This window comes from Flavobacterium nackdongense, from assembly GCF_004355225.1.
Classification (GTDB): domain Bacteria; phylum Bacteroidota; class Bacteroidia; order Flavobacteriales; family Flavobacteriaceae; genus Flavobacterium; species Flavobacterium nackdongense.
In genome coordinates this window covers 3,843,889-3,862,690 of sequence record NZ_CP037933.1, presented here as the reverse complement: position 1 = coordinate 3,862,690, position 18,802 = coordinate 3,843,889, and the positions used below count along the sequence as shown (strand labels likewise).

At 37.9% G+C, this 18,802-nt stretch carries 14 protein-coding genes and 1 pseudogene; 3 read left to right on the top strand and 12 right to left on the bottom strand.

The annotated features are described in order from the left end of the window. Positions 1 to 104: 104 nt before the first annotated feature. The 10 genes from aroC to E1750_RS16500 all read right to left on the bottom strand — a co-directional run bounded on the left by aroC (position 105) and on the right by E1750_RS16500 (position 12,179). Positions 105 to 1,163, bottom strand: coding sequence for a chorismate synthase (gene aroC / locus E1750_RS16545; RefSeq protein WP_133277833.1), 1,059 nt, complete (start codon positions 1,161 to 1,163; stop codon positions 105 to 107). A gap of 174 nt (positions 1,164 to 1,337) precedes the next feature. Then, positions 1,338 to 1,766 (bottom strand): protease complex subunit PrcB family protein, encoded by a 429-nt coding sequence (locus E1750_RS16540; protein WP_133277832.1) that lies wholly within the window; start codon positions 1,764 to 1,766, stop codon positions 1,338 to 1,340. Further along, the gene (gene bshA / locus E1750_RS16535; protein WP_133277831.1) at positions 1,763 to 2,896 is read right to left on the bottom strand and encodes an N-acetyl-alpha-D-glucosaminyl L-malate synthase BshA; all 1,134 of its coding nucleotides are present in this window, start codon (positions 2,894 to 2,896) and stop codon (positions 1,763 to 1,765) included. Before bshA ends, E1750_RS16540 begins: the two co-directional genes overlap by 4 nt. Positions 2,897 to 2,968: 72 nt before the next feature. After that, entirely contained in the window at positions 2,969 to 5,977 is a 3,009-nt protein-coding gene (locus E1750_RS16530) for a glycoside hydrolase family 3 N-terminal domain-containing protein (RefSeq protein ID WP_133277830.1), read from the bottom strand. Between the two features lie 11 nt (positions 5,978 to 5,988). Beyond that, positions 5,989 to 6,471 (bottom strand): ABC transporter ATPase, encoded by a 483-nt coding sequence (locus tag E1750_RS16525; RefSeq protein WP_133277829.1) that lies wholly within the window; start codon positions 6,469 to 6,471, stop codon positions 5,989 to 5,991. A 46-nt stretch (positions 6,472 to 6,517) separates the two neighbouring features. Further along, positions 6,518 to 7,309, bottom strand: a complete 792-nt coding sequence (locus E1750_RS16520) for a (Fe-S)-binding protein (RefSeq protein WP_133277828.1) — start codon at positions 7,307 to 7,309, stop codon at positions 6,518 to 6,520. A 230-nt stretch (positions 7,310 to 7,539) separates the two neighbouring features. Further along, the gene (locus tag E1750_RS16515; protein WP_133277827.1) at positions 7,540 to 8,871 is read right to left on the bottom strand and encodes a (Fe-S)-binding protein; all 1,332 of its coding nucleotides are present in this window, start codon (positions 8,869 to 8,871) and stop codon (positions 7,540 to 7,542) included. Positions 8,872 to 8,884: 13 nt separating this feature from the next. Further along, positions 8,885 to 9,841: an MlaD family protein gene (locus E1750_RS16510; RefSeq protein WP_133277826.1), complete on the bottom strand. Its 957-nt coding sequence runs from the start codon at positions 9,839 to 9,841 to the stop codon at positions 8,885 to 8,887. A 55-nt stretch (positions 9,842 to 9,896) separates the two neighbouring features. Beyond that, positions 9,897 to 11,039, bottom strand: a complete 1,143-nt coding sequence (locus E1750_RS16505) for an N-acetylmuramoyl-L-alanine amidase family protein (protein ID WP_133277825.1) — start codon at positions 11,037 to 11,039, stop codon at positions 9,897 to 9,899. 18 nt (positions 11,040 to 11,057) lie between these two features. Further along, positions 11,058 to 12,179, bottom strand: coding sequence for an N-acetylmuramoyl-L-alanine amidase (locus E1750_RS16500; RefSeq protein WP_133277824.1), 1,122 nt, complete (start codon positions 12,177 to 12,179; stop codon positions 11,058 to 11,060). An 80-nt stretch (positions 12,180 to 12,259) separates the two neighbouring features. Between E1750_RS16500 and E1750_RS16495 the strand changes: the two genes are divergently transcribed. From E1750_RS16495 to E1750_RS16485, 3 genes are all read left to right on the top strand, one after another. Further along, positions 12,260 to 15,007, top strand: a complete 2,748-nt coding sequence (locus tag E1750_RS16495) for a putative LPS assembly protein LptD (protein WP_133277823.1) — start codon at positions 12,260 to 12,262, stop codon at positions 15,005 to 15,007. Positions 15,008 to 15,046: 39 nt separating this feature from the next. After that, positions 15,047 to 15,427: a RidA family protein gene (locus tag E1750_RS16490; RefSeq protein ID WP_133277822.1), complete on the top strand. Its 381-nt coding sequence runs from the start codon at positions 15,047 to 15,049 to the stop codon at positions 15,425 to 15,427. A gap of 95 nt (positions 15,428 to 15,522) precedes the next feature. After that, the gene (locus E1750_RS16485; protein WP_133277821.1) at positions 15,523 to 16,275 is read left to right on the top strand and encodes a PPC domain-containing protein; all 753 of its coding nucleotides are present in this window, start codon (positions 15,523 to 15,525) and stop codon (positions 16,273 to 16,275) included. Positions 16,276 to 16,418: 143 nt separating this feature from the next. Here E1750_RS16485 and E1750_RS16480 read toward each other — a convergent pair. Further along, positions 16,419 to 16,793, bottom strand: a pseudogene (locus E1750_RS16480) (methylglyoxal synthase). 459 nt (positions 16,794 to 17,252) lie between these two features. Next, on the bottom strand, positions 17,253 to 18,776 hold the full coding sequence (locus E1750_RS16475) for a sulfatase (protein ID WP_133277820.1): 1,524 nt from the start codon (positions 18,774 to 18,776) through the stop codon (positions 17,253 to 17,255). Between the last annotated feature and the right edge of the window lie 26 nt (positions 18,777 to 18,802).

Here is an 18,802-nt window from a genome sequence, read left to right as displayed (position 1 = left end):
CTGTTGTGGGTTGTGGGTTGTGGGTTGCGGGTTGCGAGTTTTGGTTATCAAGATTGGAATTTTTATCTACTACTGTTCCCACTTCTAACTTCCCGCTTCCAACATTAATACGTTTTGTTAATCAAATAGAAATCGGCAAGAACAATCGCTGCCATGGCTTCGACGATAGGAACAGCACGCGGAACGACACAAGGATCGTGTCTTCCTTTGCCGGTCATTTCAGTAATATTTCCCGTATTGTCGAGCGATTCTTGTTTTTGCATAATTGTGGCAACCGGTTTGAATGCCACTCGAAAATAAATGTCCATTCCGTTGCTAATTCCGCCTTGAATACCACCCGAAAGATTGGTTCTAGTGGTTCCGTCAGGATTATATAAATCATTGTGTTCACTTCCTTTCATCTTCGCACCACAAAATCCACTGCCAAATTCGAATCCTTTTACAGCATTAATTGAAAGCATAGCTTTGCCCAATTCAGCGTGTAACTTATCGAAAACAGGCTCGCCCAGACCAATGGGAACATTTTGAATCACACAAGTTACGGTACCACCGACCGTGTCGCCTTGCTTTTTGATTACCCGAATGTATTCCTCCATTTCGGCAGCCATTTTTTCATCTGGACAACGTACCGGATTACTCTCTATTTTTGAAAAGTCTAAATCTTGGTATGGTTTTTCTAAAAATAGTGGCCCCACCGATGAAACGTAAGCATTGATTTTTATATCTGACAACATTTGTTTCGCAATAGCTCCCGCCACTACTCTACTGGCAGTTTCGCGAGCTGAACTTCGCCCACCGCCGCGGTAATCACGAACGCCATATTTTTTTTCGTAGACATAATCGGCATGGCTAGGGCGGTAATTGTCTTTGATATGGGAATAATCGTCTGATTTTTGATTGGTATTCGGGATTATAAATCCGATGGGAGTTCCTGTAGTTTTTCCTTCAAAAATTCCAGATAAAAATTGCACATCATCTGGTTCCTTACGTTGCGTTACAATTGTAGATTGGCCTGGCTTTCTTCTTGACATTTCAAATTGAATGGCATCAAAATCCAATGCAATTCCTGAAGGACATCCGTCAATTATTCCACCTAAAGCTTCGCCGTGTGATTCGCCAAATGTTGTTATTCTGTATAGGGTTCCGTAGCTATTTCCTGCCATTATAATTAGTTTTGAACAAATATAATATTTTAGTTCAATGTTCAAAACTTTAAAGGATGAAGATTTAAAAATCAATTCTCAACCTTTTGATAATCAGAATATTTTAACTTTATTTATAATATAAAATTATAGTAACCCTACAAAAGGTTTTCGAAAATTTCCCAAAAATCTTTGCTATTTAATGATAATTTCTTTTTTAGAATTAATTTTTACCACGCTGAATGGAGTGGTAATTTCTTGCGCCGCAGTTGAACCTGATTTCGTTTCTGTTTCTTTTATCGTAATAATGATATTTTTATCTGTTTCCACCGCACTTTCAATCCCTATTTTAGATCCGCCAGTTGCTTTTTCGCCCAGATTCAAAACAATAAAATTAGCATTTTGAATGTCGCTGGGTTTAATTTTTTCTTTTAATTTCTCGTCATTTAGCAACATGGCAATTTCATTTTCTGTACTTAATATTTCGAAAAAACGAATACTCGCGCCGCCATCGGCTTGTTGGGTTATCAGTTCGTACAAGGCATTCGTCCCTGCTGTTTTTGTAGAGGTAGCACCGCAAGAAAACAGGAATAAACTAACCAATAATAAGATTACTTTTTTCATGAAAATTTATATATCGCTTTATGATAGAGTTCTTCGTACAAAGGCAGAATGTTTTCGATGTCAAATTGCTTTGCTACTGCTAACGCATTTTCTTTGAATTTATTTAAAGTAGCTGTGTCTTTCAAAATTTTCAAGGCGTTTTCGGCCATTTCATCAACATTTCCCTTATCACTCAAATATCCTGAAACCCCATCAAAATTCACTTCGGGTAAACCACCAGAATTACTCGAAATGACAGGAACGCTCCAAGCCATTGCTTCGAGAGCTGCAAGACCGAAACTCTCGGTTTCAGAGGGCAACAAAAACAAATCGGTATAACTCAATATTTTGTCAATTTCATTGCTGTTACCAAAGAAAATAACTTTGTCTAAAATGCCTAATTCTTGGCATAAATATTCCGCTTTTTCTTTTTCGGGACCATCGCCTACCATCATCAATTTGGCCGGAATCTGCTGCTGAATTTTATAAAATATTTGAATCACATCGGGTATTCGTTTCACTTTTCTGAAATTACTGATGTGCGTAATAATTCGTTCATTTTCGTCAGCCATCACCGAGCGACGGCAAGAAGTCACGGCTTCGACTTCGTGCTTATCCAATTCGATAAAATTCGGAATCACCTGAATTTCATTTTTAATTTTGAATAACTTCAGCGTATCCGCTTTGAGACTTTCGGACACCGAAGTCACAAAATCTGATTTATTGATACTAAATGTAACCGCAGTTTTATAGAAAGGATGATTGCCTACCAAAGTGATATCAGTTCCGTGCAAAGTAGTAATCATCGGCAAATTGATCCCTTCATCTTTGAGCATTTGCTTGGCCATATAACCAGCATAAGCGTGCGGAATGGCATAATGTACGTGCAGTAATTCGATTTTGTACAACTTCACCATATCGACTAATTTGCTCGACAAAGCCAGTTCATACGGTTGAAAATGGAACAAGGGATATTCAGGAACATTTACCTCATGATAATGCACATTGGTACTGAGCAACGCCAATCGAACGGGTTGACTGTAGGTAATAAAATGAATTTCGTGACCCCGTCGCGCCAATTCTAAACCCAACTCAGTAGCTACAACGCCACTTCCGCCAAAGGTTGGATAACATACGATTGCTATTTTCATATCTGTATTTTGATGAAACGAATTTAGGGAAAATAGAAATGAATTTCTGAAAAATGAATATAAATTTCAAAGTTACTTTTCGATAGCTTCGTAAATAATTTCTTGAATCTGTTCTCGGATTTTGCCTTTGGCCAATTTATTTTCAACTACTTCAGGATAAGTTCTATTCGAGAGAAAAACATACACAGTCTCGGTAACGGGGTCTGCCCAAGTCATAGTTCCCGTAAATCCGGTATGACCAAAACTACGGTCCGAAGCCGATTTTGAAGCGGGATTGTCTATTCCGCGAGGCTTATTAAAACCTAAGCCACGAACATTTCCTTCGGCACACAAATAACAACTGTTGAAATCGTCAAATGTTTGCGATGAAAAATATTGAATACCACCATAATTCCCTTTTTGCAAATACAATTGCATCATTTTGGCAATGTCCATCGCATTAGAAAACAATCCGGCGTGTCCTTGCACCCCGCCTTCGATAGCAGCTCCTTGATCGTGAACATAGCCTTGCAAAGTTTGGTGCCTGAAATAATTGTCTATTTCAGTAGGAGCAATATCCGATTTATTCTTTTTTTGTAAAGGATTAAATAGCGAATAATTCATTCCAAGCGATCGGAAAAACTGATCTTGCACCAAAACATCTAGTTTTTTTGCCGTTGATTTTTCCAGATATTCTTTCAAAATCATAAAGGTCAGATCGCTGTATTTGTATTTTTTTTCGGGCAATAATTTGCTATCCACCATAATTTTCATAATCGTGTCGTGAAAATCATTCCGAATGAACATACTATCGGCCACTTGCTTCGAAAAGTTTGGGGCAGAAGTTTTGCTGTAATATTTTTCTAAAGGTTTTCCAGAACTATCAAGCGTGTTTTTATAATACGGAATATAAGGAATCAGCTGTGCATTATGCAATAGCAAATCTTTGAAATTGATGCTGGCTTTATTCGAATCTTTAAATAGAGGAAGCATTGTTGCCAAAGTAGTTGCCAAATTCACCTTTCCCTTATCGTACTGTTGCATCAAATTGGGTAGCGTAGCAATCATTTTGGTCAACGAAGCCACATCATACAAATCGGTGGTGGCAACCATTTTTAGCTTGTCGTAGGTTTGATATCCAAAGGCTTTCTGATAAACCACCTTCCCTTTTCTAGCTACCAAAACCACAATTCCGGGTGCAATTTTTTCCTCGATCGCTTTATTGACTATTTGCTCAATTTCTTGCAATTTCAATGGACTCATCCCAACATTTTCGGGAGCAGTAAAGCCCAAACGATTCAGTTTTTCGGTGGGTAAACCATCATTAACTTTGTAATGAGTATTGACAGAAACGGGCAATTTCCCTTTGGCTTCGATGGCACCAAAAATTAATTCAGCCGAAACGATTTGAGCAACATCCGAATTTTGGTAGGAAACCACTAATCCTTCAATATCGTCATAATTGGATATGGGCAAGAGTGAATAGGGTTTTGCAAAAACATCCAAAATCACTTTGTTTTTTTTGGCAATTTGTTGCAACCAAAGCGACTCTGTTTCGGTAAAATCCTGATTTCTAAAAGCTCGATCCGATTTATGAAAACCAACAATAACCGTATCGAAATCTTTCAATTTTTGATTTAAACTATCCATATTTTGGCTGGCGACTTCTGTGATTTCGGTATATTTTTTTAAATGAGCAACAAATTCAGAGTTTGGAGCATCACCTAATTTCACATAGGCAATTCTATTGTTTTGCAAATTCTTTATTGGAAGAATACTTTCTTTGTTTTCTAAAACGGTAATTGCATTTTCAAACAATTGATAATGCAAGGCTTTGTTCGACGAAGGGTTGATATCTTGTACTAAATTCGAAGTATCGATGGGTTTGAATTGAGGCAAACCCGCTTTGAATTTGTAGCGTAAAATCTTTTTTACAGAATACACCAAGCGTTCCTCTGAAATCACATTGGTCAAATAGGCCGAACGCATTTTCGCTATTGAAAATGGAACAGTATCAGAACATAACAAAATATCATTCCCTGCCAGAAAAGCTTTCAAGTCAATATCCCCAGGCGTTGAAGGAATATCAGTGTTTTCTCTGTAAGTACTAACGCCTTTCATATTAAGTGCATCAGTAAAAATGAGCCCATCAAATTGCATTTCATTCTGCAGTAATTCGGTTACGATACTTTTGGAAATGGAGGTAGGATAATTGGGTCTTGGTTCTAAACTAGGAATATTCAAATGCCCTACCATCACAGAAACCAAACCCTCATCGAATAGTCGTTTGTAAGGATACAACTCGACTAAATCGATATGTTCTTTTGAATAATCTACCAGTGGTAAGGCTTTGTGCGAATCGACAGCCGTATTGCCGTGACCGGGAAAATGTTTTCCTGTAGAAAAAACACCTTGATTTTGAACTCCTTTCATCAAAGCAATAGCTCTATCACTGACATTAACCTTGCTTTCGCCAAAAGATCGAAATCCTATAACCGGATTTTTGGGATTGGTATTGATGTCTAAAACGGGAGCAAAGTTAAAATGTACGCCCATTCTCTTGCTTTCTTTGCCCATACTCTCCCCTACTTTTTCTATCAGAATCAAATTCTGAACGGCACCCAAAGTCATATTCCAAGGATGTACAAAAGTAGAATCGAGGCGCATACTCAACCCCCATTCGGCATCGATTGCAATAAATAAGGGGATTTTGGATTTGGATTGGAAACTGTTGCTCAAATTGGCCTGACGAACAGGACCGCCTTGAAAGAAAATTACTCCTCCTACTTTGTGCTCGACAATTAATTTTTCGACTGAATTAACGTGTACAGAATCCTTATTCGAATAGGCCGAAATCATAAAAAGCTGCCCCAATTTTTCGTCTAACGACATCGTTTGGTACACACTATCTACCCATTTTTTTTCAGCCTCGGACTCTTTGAAGAAGTTTTTTCGCTCCGATTTTAAATGCGGAATGTAGATTTCTTCATTTTCGGTTATTTCCGGTTTTTCGAATGGAATTTTTGACTTTTTACTGGCACAATCGGTCAGCAAAAAGAGCAACATAACACTGCATCCCATTCGGGCCAATATAGATTTCATACACTTAGGTTTTAGAAAAAACGACTGTGCCAACTATCCATAGCCGGAACTTCCCAAGAATCGTTATATTCTTCGATGGTATTAACGAGGTTGTTGAACACAATGGTATTTTCGGTCACTGCTTTTTCTTTGGCCATTTTTTTAAAATCGATCAAGGATTTGTGCGCAATGTGTTCGCCGTTTTTGAAAGTAACATTCATTTTATCGAGTAAATCGACTTGGTACTTTTGTTCCAATTTTTGAATGAATTGCACCGATTTATCGATGGAACAACCGGTAGCGGCTTGCACCTCCTGATTGACGGCAATAATGATAAAACGATTGTATTTGAGCTGATATCCTGTTTCAAGACTAACACTATGTGCTTCCCATTGTTCCAGAAAAGAGTGTACTTCCGCTTCAATTTCAGCGAATTCAGCATCCGAGAATTTTCTGTTGGATTGGTAAATCCAGATTTTGGATTCTAATGGTAAATTTTCGAAAGGTATAAGCATTGGAGTTATGAGTTATTAGGTTGCGGGTTATAAGTTGCGGGTTATATTACAAATCCATTGCGTTTGCAATCAATTCGGCGATGTCTATAACTTTTACTTCGCCTTCTTTTTCTTTGTTTTTGATACCGTCGGTCATCATCGTGTTGCAAAACGGACAGCCGGCCGCGATGATATCGGGTTTGGTTTCAAGCGCATCTTCGGTTCTCTCGATGTTGATTTCTTTGTTTCCGGGTTCAGCATCTTTGAACATTTGAGCTCCACCGGCACCACAACATAATCCGTTGGCTCGGGAACGCTTCATTTCGACCAATTCGGCGTCGAGTTTTTGAATTAAATCGCGAGGCGCTTCATAAATATTATTGGCTCTTCCTAAATAACAAGGATCGTGAAATGTAATTCGTTTTCCTTTGAATTGTCCGCCTTCGATGGTCAATCGTCCATCGTCGAGTAGGGATTTTAAGAATTCGGTATGATGTAAAACTTCGTATTTTCCGCCCAATTCTGGGTATTCATTTTTCAAGGTATTGAAGCAATGTGGACAAGCAGTTACGATTTTTTTTATTTCGTAGGCGTTCAAAACCTCAATATTGGTCATAGCCTGCATTTGGAACAAAAATTCGTTTCCTGCTCGTTTGGCTGGATCACCAGAACAACTTTCTTCAGTTCCTAGCACTGCAAAAGAAACGTTGGCGCGATTCAAAATGCGGACAAATGCTTTGGTGATTTTTTTGGCTCTATCATCGAAACTTCCTGCGCAACCTACCCAAAACAATACTTCAGGTTGTTTGCCTTGTGAAAGCATTTCGGCCATTGTAGGTACTATTAATACTTCTGACATATAAAAAAGTTTAAAGGTTTAAGTGTTTAAAGTTTAAAAAACTGTCATCTGAAACCGTTTTGTTTTATCAATTTATTTGTTTTTTCCTGTATCCGCGTGAGGGATGGAAGTGGAGCTCTTTTTTCTTTATCAATTGCCACGGGTTCAAACCCGTGGCAATTGATAAAGAAAAAAAGCGGGAACGTACAGCCCGACCCGCAGTTTTTACGGAGGGTCACGCCCAAATTATGCTATTCATTCTTCCAATTCAATCGGTCTTGCTGATTGTATTGCCAAGGTGCTCCATTGTTTTCTATATTGCTCATCATCGCGTTCAACGACATTGGCGCCGCGCTTTGTTCCATTACGAGATAGCGACGCAAATCGACAATAATCGACAATGGATTGATGTTTACGGGACATTCTTCGACGCAAGCATTGCAGGATGTACAGGCCCATAATTCTTCGGCGGTGATGTAATCGTTGAGTAATGATTTGTTATCGGGAACGAAAACGCCATTGTTGGCATCGATATTTTTGCCTACTTCCTCGATTCGGTCTCTGGTGTCCATCATAATTTTACGAGGCGATAATTGCTTTCCGGTCAGATTAGCAGGACAGGATGAAGTGCAACGCCCACATTCGGTGCAGGTATAGGCATTCAATAATTGCACCCAGTTCAAATCCTGAATATCGCTTGCGCCAAACTTGCTGGGAACTGCGTTTTCATTTGCGGGTGGAGCGGCATAAGGGTCGGCATTGGGATCCATCATCAGTTTCACTTCATTGGTGACCGACTCTAAATTATTGAATTTTCCTTTTGCGTTCAAATCGGCGAAATAGGTATTGGGGAACGCTAGCAGAATATGAAGGTGTTTTGAATAGTACAAATAGTTCATAAAAATGAGAATGCCAATGATGTGCAACCACCAAAATAGTTCGTTGAGTACCATCACCAATTCACTAGAAACACCGTTGAATAATGGCGCAATGAACTGGCTTATCGGATAACTTCCAGCTGTGATATAATGTGAAAAGCCTCCCGGAATGTTTTGCAAATGCAAGTCGGAAGCGTTCATCAATAAAAATAACGACATCAAAACGACTTCGAAATACAGGATATAATTGGCGTCGTTCTTAGGAAAACCATTTAAATCTTTGCTGGCAAATCGCTTCAAACGGATGATATTTCTTCTTGTCCAAAAAGCAAATACCGCTAGCAAAACAAGTCCGGCTAAGATTTCGAATGACCCAATCAATACATCGTAAAAAGTCCCCAAAAAGGCAAAAATTCTGTGGGTTCCAAATAATCCATCGATAATTATTTCAAGCAATTCGATATTGATGATGATAAACCCGGCATACACAATAATGTGCAATATTCCAGAAATGGGTCTTTTGACCATTTTTGATTGTCCGAGGGCAATCATCGCCATGTTTTTCCATCGGGCTTGGGGATTGTCCTTTCGATCAACTTCTTGACCAAGATTGATGTTTCGGATGATTTTTTTTATATTCAAATAAAAATAACCAAATCCAACGGCTAGCAGAATGGCAAATAAAATTGAACTTAAATACCCCATAATTATCACTTTATTATTTTGAAATAGTATCTTTTACAGGTGCTACATAAGGTTTGTTTTTCTTTCCAAAAACGGAAACATTTACATAACGCGTTGGATGAAGTCGAACATCTTCTAGCAATAATTCTAATTCTTTGGATGTTTTTTCCAGATTATTGTAGAGGGCTTCGTCTTTAACTAATTTTCCCATCGAGCCTTTACCAGATTGAATATCGGCCATAATTTTGTCTAGATTTTCTAGGGTTTTTTGCAAGTTTTTAGCCGTTTTTCCCAAATCGGCTTTTTGAAGCGAATCGGATATTTTAGAAAAATCCGACGAAACTTTATTTAGATTAGTCACCACGCCATTGATCTGAACCTTATTGTCATCGAGCATCGCATTGACACTGGAAGATGCTTTGTGGAATTGCTGCATGGTTTGACTCAATTCGGCTAAACTTTTCTTGAGGTCTTGTTGTCCTTGAGCATCTAAAACATTGTTGATTCCTGTCAATAAATTATCAGCATTAAGCATTACTTTTTCGAACTTTGCTTGAAGCGGAACCAATTGCTGTTTTAATGCTTCGGTTAAGTCCAATTCGGAAGTCCCTACTAAAATTTGACCTTCGGCACACTCGGATTTGTCCGCAAGATTAGGATGGATGGCAATTTGTTTCCCGTCGATAAATCCGGGTTTATAGATTACTGCAGTACTGGTTTTCGAAATAGGAAAATCGGTTTTGAGTTGCAAGCGCACCATTAGTTTCCCCGTTTCTTTATTCAACGAAATCTTAGTTACTTTACCCACAACCAATCCGTTGATGGTGACCGAAGCAGAGGGCGATAGGCCTTCGACATTGTCGTATTGCACATAAAAAGTTCGGTATTTATCCAAAAGATCTTTCCCTTTCAGGAAACTGTACCCCCAGATAAATAAAACAATAGTCGTTAGCGCAAAAATGCCTGTTTTTAATTCTCGTGTTAGTTTCAAAATATATAAAGTTTGGACAAATTTAATGTAAATATATTAAACTTGAAGTTAATAATTATTTGATGGCCTCTTGTACGGTAATCAACTGACCATTTTTCAATGCTATCAAATAAGCCGAATCATATCCTTTGGATTTCGCTTCCGCCAACAGTTTTTGGGCTTCCTCGAAAGTAGCGGCGGCGCCAAACATATATTTGAAATACTTCCCGTCGGCAACCACTGTAATCCCTTCGAGCCCTTTGAAATTGCTGGATTGCAATTCTAATTTCTTCTTACTGGTCATTAGTTGCACTTTAAAAACGATGGCAGGCGCCTCTTCTTTCACTACTGGTTTTTCAACCACTGGGGCCACATTTTCGTTTACGGCCGCCGCAGGGGTTGTTTGGCTGGGTCTTTCATTGTAATTATCGGTTGCATCAGCTCCGAAATATTCTCTTTTGTAGCTGACAATCGCATCTGCGATGGCACGGGCAATATCGTTCTGTCCTTCTTCTGAATTTAGATAATTACCTTCAACAGTATTCGAAATAAAGCCCGTTTCGACTAAAACTCTTGGCATATAGGCCTTGTGCAGTACCATAAATGGAGCTTGTTTTACGCCGCCTTGCCGAATTTCTCTTCCTAAATCGGCAAATCGATCTTCAATTTTACTTGCCAATGCAATACTGTTATCTAAATATTCTTCCTGCATCAAGGTCATACCGATCATCGTTTCGGGAGAATTCGGATCGAAACCTTCATATTTTTGTTTGTAATCTTTTTCTAAAGTAATTACCGAGTTTTCCTTTTTTGCCGCTTCTAGATTCGAGGCTACTTTACTCATCCCCATCACATAAGTTTCGGTTCCTGAAGCAGCGGTATTCTTGTTGGCATTGCAATGAATGGAAACAAAAATTGTGGCATCGGCGCGATTTGCAATATTGGCTCGTTCGATTAAATCGATAAAAACATCGGTAGTACGGGTGTAAATAACCTCTATCTTAGGGTTTTGTTCTAAAATTTTGCCAACCTTAAGCACCAAAGCCAAGTTGATGTTTTTTTCGATTCGACCGCCATAATTGGCCCCAAAATCGTGATCGCCGTGCCCCGCATCTAAAGCTACACGAAACAAATTTTGACTAAAAGCAGCGCTAAACACAAAAAATGTCGTCACGAAAAAAACGATGGCCGCTATTCTATTTTTTTTCACTACTTGCATTATTTTTCAAATTAGGTATTAGAATTTATCGATGTCTTTGACTGGGCTTGCTTTCCCATCCTTGATCAGAACAATATATGCGCCAGAAAACCCCGTTTTTTGAGCCTCCGATTTCAGTTTTTTAGCCTCTTCCTTATTGGTCGTTTCTCCATACATATACCGATACATATTATTGCTAAAGGTAGTTGAAATATTTTTCAGCCCTTTAAAGGATTTAGAATCCAATTCAATTTTTTGTGTCCCTGCAAAAAGTTGTATTTTATAAATCGAATCCTTTTTTGAAGAGTCGGTTTTCAATTTTTCACTGGTTTCTATCGGATGTACGGGTTTTTCTTTCACTTCTGTTGGCGTAGAACGGACTCCCTCTTCCCCCAAGTAATCTTTTTTGTAGGATTTAATGGCGTTTGCAATTTGAAGCGCCATTTTGTATTGTCCTTCATCGGAATTCAGAAATTTCCCCTCTTCAAAGTTAGACAAAAAACCCAGTTCGATTAATACCCCCGGCATATAAGCCGCATCCAAAACCCATAGCGGCTGTTGTTTGACGCCACGCGTATTTCTGTCTAGATTATGGGTGAAATTATTTTGAATTTTTGTGGCCAAATTGATGCTGTTATTTAAATTTTCTTCTTGCATCATCGTTAAGCCGATCAACGATTCCGGTTTCTTGGGGTTGAACCCCTGATAGGTTTCTTTGTAATTATTTTCGAGCAAAATAACCGAGTTTTCATTTTTGGCGACCTCCAAATTCATGTCGCTTCGAGACAAACCCATAACAAAAGTTTCAGTTCCGGAAGGAGTAAAATTTTTAACGGAATTACAATGAACCGAAATAAATAAGTTTGCATTTGCCTTATTGGCTATTTTCGGCCTTTTTGATAATTCAATAAACACATCGGAGGTGCGAGTATAAATCACTTTTATCCCCTTTTCTTTTTCTAAAATCTCTCCAACTTTCAGTGTGGTCTTCAGTGCAATTTCCTTTTCTACAAATCCGTGATAGGAATTACCAGGGTCTTTTCCGCCGTGACCAGCGTCTAGAATTACGGTGAATTGCGAATGGTTTTGAGCAAAGGATAAACTGCATAAAAACAAGCTGGCAAACGCTGTGCAAAAGAAGTTTTTTAAATTAGTGGTCATTTATAAAAGTTAATTTAATTACAACACCAAGGCTATAAATGTAATATTTGATTATTTTTGCAAAAAATTTATATGTAAGTTTGACACGTCAAAAAACAAGCCATATTTTTACAAAAATAGCATTAAAACCTTTGAATACAAACTTATTTAATATCGTTTTATTATCCATTTTCCTAACAATAGGAAGCTGTAAAATATTTGGGCAAGATATTTCAAAAAAGAAAAAAACAATTCCCTCGACCGAACAATCCAAAAAAGCCGTTGCTACCCCCAATTCAAAAAATCAGCCGAGTACTTTAGTGGTAAGCAATACCGACACCATCAAAAAAGACAGCATTCCCAAAAAAGTACTTCTTGACGCCAAAATAAAATACAATGCTACCGATTACGTCAAAATAGAACAGAAGAAAAAGCTCATCACGCTCTACAATAAAGCCGAATTGTATCATACAGACACGGAATTGAAATCTGGAATTATCGTTTTGAATTATGAAACCAACGAAGTTCTCGCGGGAAGAATTAAAGATTCAATGGGTAAACCTTCGCAATATCCCAATTTCAAACAAGCCGAGAATGTTATCGAACCTGATTCTATCCGTTTTAATTTTAAATCTAAAAAAGCTTTAATCTGGAATTCAAGAACCGATCAAGGAGAATTCAAAGTCAAAGCAGTTTTGACTAAAAAAGAAAATGATTCGGTTTATTTCTTGAAAGGTGCGCGATTCACGACCTCAAAAGATGTCGATAATCCGGAATATTATTTTCAAACTAGTAAAGTAAAAATCATTCCGGGTAAAAAAGTAGTAACGGGTTTGACCAATATGGTTATTGCCAATGTGCCAACACCAATCGCTTTGCCTTTTGCTTTTTTCCCGATGAGCAAAGAAACCAGTGTTTCAGGTATCCTTTTGCCGAGTTATAATGACTCCAACAACAGAGGTTTTTCATTGCAGAATGGTGGATATTACTTTGCATTGAGCGACCATTATGACTTGACTGTCCTCGGCGATTATTATACCAACGGGAGTTATGCCATGCGTTTTGAATCGAGTTATGCTAAACGATATAGTTACAGAGGCAATTTGAACTTTAGATTCGAAAACTTGATCAATAGCGAACGTGGTTATCCCGATTATTCCAAACAAAACATTTACAATTTGCAATGGTCACATTCGAAAGATTCTAAAGGAAGTCCTAATTCAAGTTTTTCGGCATCGGTCAATATGGGAAGCAGTAAATATTACCAACAATCAATCAATCAATCCAACATAGGTTCGAATTTGAATAACACTTTGACCTCGTCGGTTTCTTACAGCAAATTTTTTCCCGCCACTGTAGGTTCGCGTTTGTCCTTGAGTGCCACCCATTCGCAAAACACCCAAACTTCAGAAATCAATATGACCTTGCCCGATTTGCAATACAGTGTCGATAGAATTTATCCTTTTGTGGGTAAAGACGGTGTAAAAAAAGGGTTTTTCAAAAACATCAATTTACTGTATAATTTAGTTGGAAAGAATAGTTTTGTTACTACAGATTCCTTATTCTTTTCCAAACAAATGTTTGATAACGCAAAAATTGGTATGCAACATTCGATTCCATTGAGTACCAATTTCAAAGTTTTTAAATATTTTAGTGCCTCGACGGCAATGAATTATAACGAAGTTTGGACTTTAAAAACTATCAAAAGGTATTATGATAAAGACCAAAGTGAAGTTATAGATGAAACGATCAACGGATTCGATGCTTTTAGGACCTATAATTTTTCGAGTAGTTTGGGAACCACTATTTATGGAACTTTCAACTTCAAACCCGATAAAAAAATAAAATCCATTCGACACGTGATGCGGCCTTCGCTCTCCTACGGCTACACTCCTAGTTTCGAAAAATATTACGACACCTACGCCACCGATGCTTCGGGAACTATGACCAAAGATTATACACGGTTTGAAGGAGGCGTCTTTGGAGCACCGTCAAATAACAATTCCAATATACTAGGTTTTGATTTGAGCAATACCTTCGAAGCAAAAATCACCGATCCCGATAGCACCAAAGTCGATCCTAAAAAAATTATGCTGCTGAATAATTTGAATTTTTCTACCAGTTACGACATCAATGCCGACGGAAAAACGACTCTCGCATGGGCTCCTGTCCGAGTGAGCGGAGGAACGCTATTATTCAAAGATAAATTGAACATGAATTTCGGTGCCACACTCGATCCTTATGCCATTGATAATGCCGGCAATAGAATCAATGTGTATAACATCAACAATGGCGGCAGTTTGTTTCGAATGACCAGCGCCAATATGACTTTAAATTATTCGATATCCAGCAAAGATGCCGATGAAAAAGAAAAAGAGGGCAAAAACAAAGAAGGTCAACGGAATGGAGGGCGAGATGATGATTTGTTTGGACGAAATACCATTGATAATATTAGAGGCCGAAGCCAATTTGAAGACGAAGATGAGGACGCTACCGATAAAATATCCGAATTTTTCGCTTCGAAATTGCCTTGGGATATGACCCTCGCCTATTCTCTTACGTATAGCAATATCAATAGAGAAAGCAAAATTACCGGAAATTCCTTGATGGTTTCTGCAAATGGGGATTTAACTCCAAAATGGAAAGTTGGGGTTTCTACAGGATATGATTTTGTACTAAATGGTGTAACTTACACCCAACTCCGTTTTGAAAGAGATTTATTAAGCTGGCGAATGGATTTCAATTGGCAACCCTTTGGCGATCAAGCCAACTGGAGTTTTTTCATTGGTATCAAATCCGGTATCCTTAGTGATATTAAATATGATAAGCGGAGCGTGAGCAATCGATAATTTAATGCTATTTTTGATACACTAAAAAATGCAGTTTTTATGAAAAAAATAATCTTTACCGAAAAAGCTCCAGCACCAATTGGGCCATACAACCAAGCGGTTCTTATGGGCAACACCCTTTATACTTCTGGGCAAATTGCCATCAATCCCGAAAATGGGGAACTTGTTACCAACAACATTCAAGCCGAAACCCAACAAGTGATGCAAAATATGAAAGCTGTTCTCGAAGCGGCTGGAATGACCTTTGAAAACGTAGTAAAATCGACGATATTCATCACGAATATGAATGATTTTGGAGCTATAAATACCGTTTATGGTTCGTATTTTGACGAGGTTACAGCTCCTGCACGTGAAACCGTTCAGGTGGCAGCATTGCCCAAAAATGTAAATGTCGAAATTTCGATGATTGCGTATTTGTAAAAAGTCATTTATCAATGCGTTAATTTCCCCCTAAGCGATATTTAGTATACTTTTTTTTTATAAATTTGAGTTAATAACCATTAAAACAAATTATTATGAGAAAATGTTTAAAAAGAATGGGATTGTTTTTAGCAATTTTGGCGTTGATTCCAGTAGAAAGTTCTGCTCAAATTATTACCAAAAAAGTTAGCTTCCCGAAAGGTAAATCTTCAACGGTAATACAAGGTTCCATTACAGGAGATCAAACCATTGATTACACTGTGGGTGCCAATGCGGGACAAACCTTAAAAGTAACTTTTAAACAACTTTCTAAAAGTAGTTTCTTTAATGTACTTCCCCCAGGTTCAGAAAATGTAGCTGATTTTATTAGTCAAACTGAAGGCAATACCTGCAGCCTCAATTTGACTAAAAGTGGTACTTATAAAATTAGAGTATATCAAATGAGAAGCACTGCTAGACGCGGTGAAAAAGCGACCTATAGTTTAAGTATCAGTATTCCTGCTGGTTCTAGTTCAAAATCTAGTTCCACTGCAAGTGCTAACACTAGCTATAGTGGAGATGCCAAAGTAGCTGGCACCAAATACAATGCCACTGGGGATCTAAGAGCTAAAAATGGAACCGATAGCGCTATGGCAAAATTTGGTGTTATTCGATTCAATGGTGGTGCTGAAATACACGCCACAATACCTAGAGGACTCAAACGTGTTTTTGTTTTTTCGAAAGGAGAATGGTCTTGTAAAACAGAGAGATGCACTATTGTATCTCAAAAAGCAAGTGATATATGGGAGATTATAGTGAACGATTATGAACATTATTTTATTCCCGATGCTGTGATTTACGGTGGATAATAGGTTGTAAAAGTTGAATCCGATACTAAAAAGTGATTCCGTATAATTAGATTTTGATAAAAATCAGAATGATAAAAAAAGAAGCCGTCCTAAATGGAACGGCTTCTTCGTATTTTATCAATCACAGCGTTCCTGGTGTTGGATCAATTTTCCTTCGCAATAGCATCTATAAAAAATTGAGCTGCGGCTTCGTTTGTAGCTATGGCAACATTATGAACATCGCAAACAAACAACAACTTAATCACATCCTATTTGTGTACTTGACTTTATAAAGATTCTTTTGAAAAACAAGACCATTTTAGTTTTTTCTTCTGCCACTCTTCCTGCGATTTGATCATCGCCACCTTGTGAACCAGAAAGCACTTTTTTGACTTTGAAACCGGCGCTTTCCGCTTTTGAACCTGTTGTGCCTGTGGCAATAAGACGAATATCATTGCGAAGCAAAACTATTTTGTTTTTGTTCAAAAACTGAACCATATCGGCTTTTTTCCGTCGTGGGCTATAATTGCTATTTCCATTTTATATAGTTTATAAAAAAACCTGATTCGAAAATCAGGTTAAAGTTGTTTTACTTGTTTGCGATATGATATAGGCTATCAAACCATCGATTGGTCGTCAATCGCCTCAAATTATGATTTGGTACCAGACAAAAATAATCAAAATCGAGAAAAAGCCATTTTGCGCAAAATCTATTTAGGCAATGACTATTCCAAATTTTGAATAGCAAAATATATTGTACAGGAAGGCCGATCAAAAACTTACGGGCTTAAAAATAACCTCAGAATCAATAGGGAAATTAACTTAAAAAAAACACCAAAAATGGTTGCATTACTACAACCAACTATATTTAAGAAACCAATCTATTGTTGCTCAATTTAAGCGATAACTCCAATAAATTGTCTAGCAAAAACAAATTACCCACGAGTGAATTTGGGGAGTAAGAGTTTTAGAGCTGCAACCGACTCTTTTTCTACAGATTATTTCAAATCACTTCTGTTCCATTTTGGATTGGGTTCTAATTTTTTGTCGTAAGTTTTTACAATCCAATTGTTCAACATTGCTTTTAATTCATTTACTTTTTCGGGCATTGTTGTAGCAAGATTTTTGGTTTCGCCGATATCACTTTTTAGATTGTAAAGGGCATAGTCATCTAATTCTAAATCGTGAATCAATTTAAAATCTCCTAATCGAACCGCACTGGACGGATTTCCGCCTTGATTGGAATAATGCGGATAATGCCAAAACAAGGGACGATCTTGACCTCCATTTGAGGTTTCTAGTATCGATTTAAGGTTTAGACCATCAATCGGAGCAGCAGGGGATGAACTTGTGGCATAATCCAAAATGGTCGGGAAAAAGTCTACACCTGAAACGGGAGTGTCAATTACTTTTCCTTTATTACACTGCGGTGGTTTGATTATAAAAGGCACTCTAATTCCCCCTTCATACATCCAACCTTTTCCTTTTGCTAAGGGTAAGTTGGAGGTTGATGAACCTTCAGCTGTTGCTAAACCTCCATTGTCCGACACAAAAATAATAAGCGTATTGTCGTAAGTACCCGATTGTTTTAGATGATTAATTAATCTTCCCACATTATCATCTAAAGCTTTGATCATCGCTGAGTAGGTTGGATTGCCTTGTTTGATGCGTTCTTTATAACTTTTTCCATTCCCGGACGCCGTTGCCATCCAAGGGGCTGAGTTGACAAATTCTTGCGCTTCGGTGATTCCTACTTTTTCTCTCTTTTGTTTAAAAATAGCTATATCCTCATCTTTGGCTTCTAATTTTGTATGCACTAAATAATAGGACAAACACATAAATAGTGGTTTATCCGTTTGCGATTTTAAAATTGCAATAGCTTCATTTGTCAATCGTTCTGGCAAATATTCTCCTGCAGGTCCATCTTTGAGTCGTGGATTCCCATAAGGCGAAAAATAGGCTTTGCTGCCATTGACAGTATGAGGACCGCCAGCACTCCAGCCACCAATATTGATATCGTATCCTTGATTTTCTGGCCAAAAAGCTTCCGTTTCGCCCAAATGCCATTTGCCAAGGAAAGCCGTTTTATATCCTTTATTTTGCAATGCCTCAGCGATGGTGATTTCGCTTAATTTCATATCATATTCTGTATCGGGCACTATCCAACGATCATTGGAAGTAGTTCCGTTTTCTGCTTTTCTTCCTTTTATCCAATCGGTAATGCCTGTATTTACCGGATATTTTCCTGTTTGAAAACTTGCCCTTGATGGCGAACATACTGGGCAATTGGAATAACCGCTAGTAAATTTAACTGCAGTATTAGCCAAATTATCCAAATTTGGGGTTTCGTAGAAGTCGCTTCCATAGGTTCCAAGATCGGTGTATCCTAAATCGTCCGCAATGATAAAAATAACATTGGGTGGATTCTTTTTAGATTTCGTCCCGACAGGTTTCTTTTGGGAATAAGATGCCACAAAAAATAGTAGGAACACAATTGTTATTATAGGATTATTTATTTTCATCTGTCTGTGTTAAAATAGGATTCAAA

Excerpts from the sequence above, each read along its gene's own strand:
- aroC (WP_133277833.1), bottom strand. The coding sequence starts at position 1,163 with ATGGCAGGAAATAGCTACGGAACCCTATACAGAATAACAACATTTGGC.
- E1750_RS16540 (WP_133277832.1), bottom strand. The coding sequence starts at position 1,766 with ATGAAAAAAGTAATCTTATTATTGGTTAGTTTATTCCTGTTTTCTTGC.
- bshA (WP_133277831.1), bottom strand. The coding sequence starts at position 2,896 with ATGAAAATAGCAATCGTATGTTATCCAACCTTTGGCGGAAGTGGCGTT.
- E1750_RS16530 (WP_133277830.1), bottom strand. The coding sequence starts at position 5,977 with ATGAAATCTATATTGGCCCGAATGGGATGCAGTGTTATGTTGCTCTTT.
- E1750_RS16525 (WP_133277829.1), bottom strand. The coding sequence starts at position 6,471 with ATGCTTATACCTTTCGAAAATTTACCATTAGAATCCAAAATCTGGATT.
- E1750_RS16520 (WP_133277828.1), bottom strand. The coding sequence starts at position 7,309 with ATGTCAGAAGTATTAATAGTACCTACAATGGCCGAAATGCTTTCACAA.
- E1750_RS16515 (WP_133277827.1), bottom strand. The coding sequence starts at position 8,871 with ATGGGGTATTTAAGTTCAATTTTATTTGCCATTCTGCTAGCCGTTGGA.
- E1750_RS16505 (WP_133277825.1), bottom strand. The coding sequence starts at position 11,039 with ATGCAAGTAGTGAAAAAAAATAGAATAGCGGCCATCGTTTTTTTCGTG.
- E1750_RS16500 (WP_133277824.1), bottom strand. The coding sequence starts at position 12,179 with ATGACCACTAATTTAAAAAACTTCTTTTGCACAGCGTTTGCCAGCTTG.
- E1750_RS16490 (WP_133277822.1), top strand. The coding sequence starts at position 15,047 with ATGAAAAAAATAATCTTTACCGAAAAAGCTCCAGCACCAATTGGGCCA.
- E1750_RS16485 (WP_133277821.1), top strand. The coding sequence starts at position 15,523 with ATGAGAAAATGTTTAAAAAGAATGGGATTGTTTTTAGCAATTTTGGCG.
- E1750_RS16475 (WP_133277820.1), bottom strand. The coding sequence starts at position 18,776 with ATGAAAATAAATAATCCTATAATAACAATTGTGTTCCTACTATTTTTT.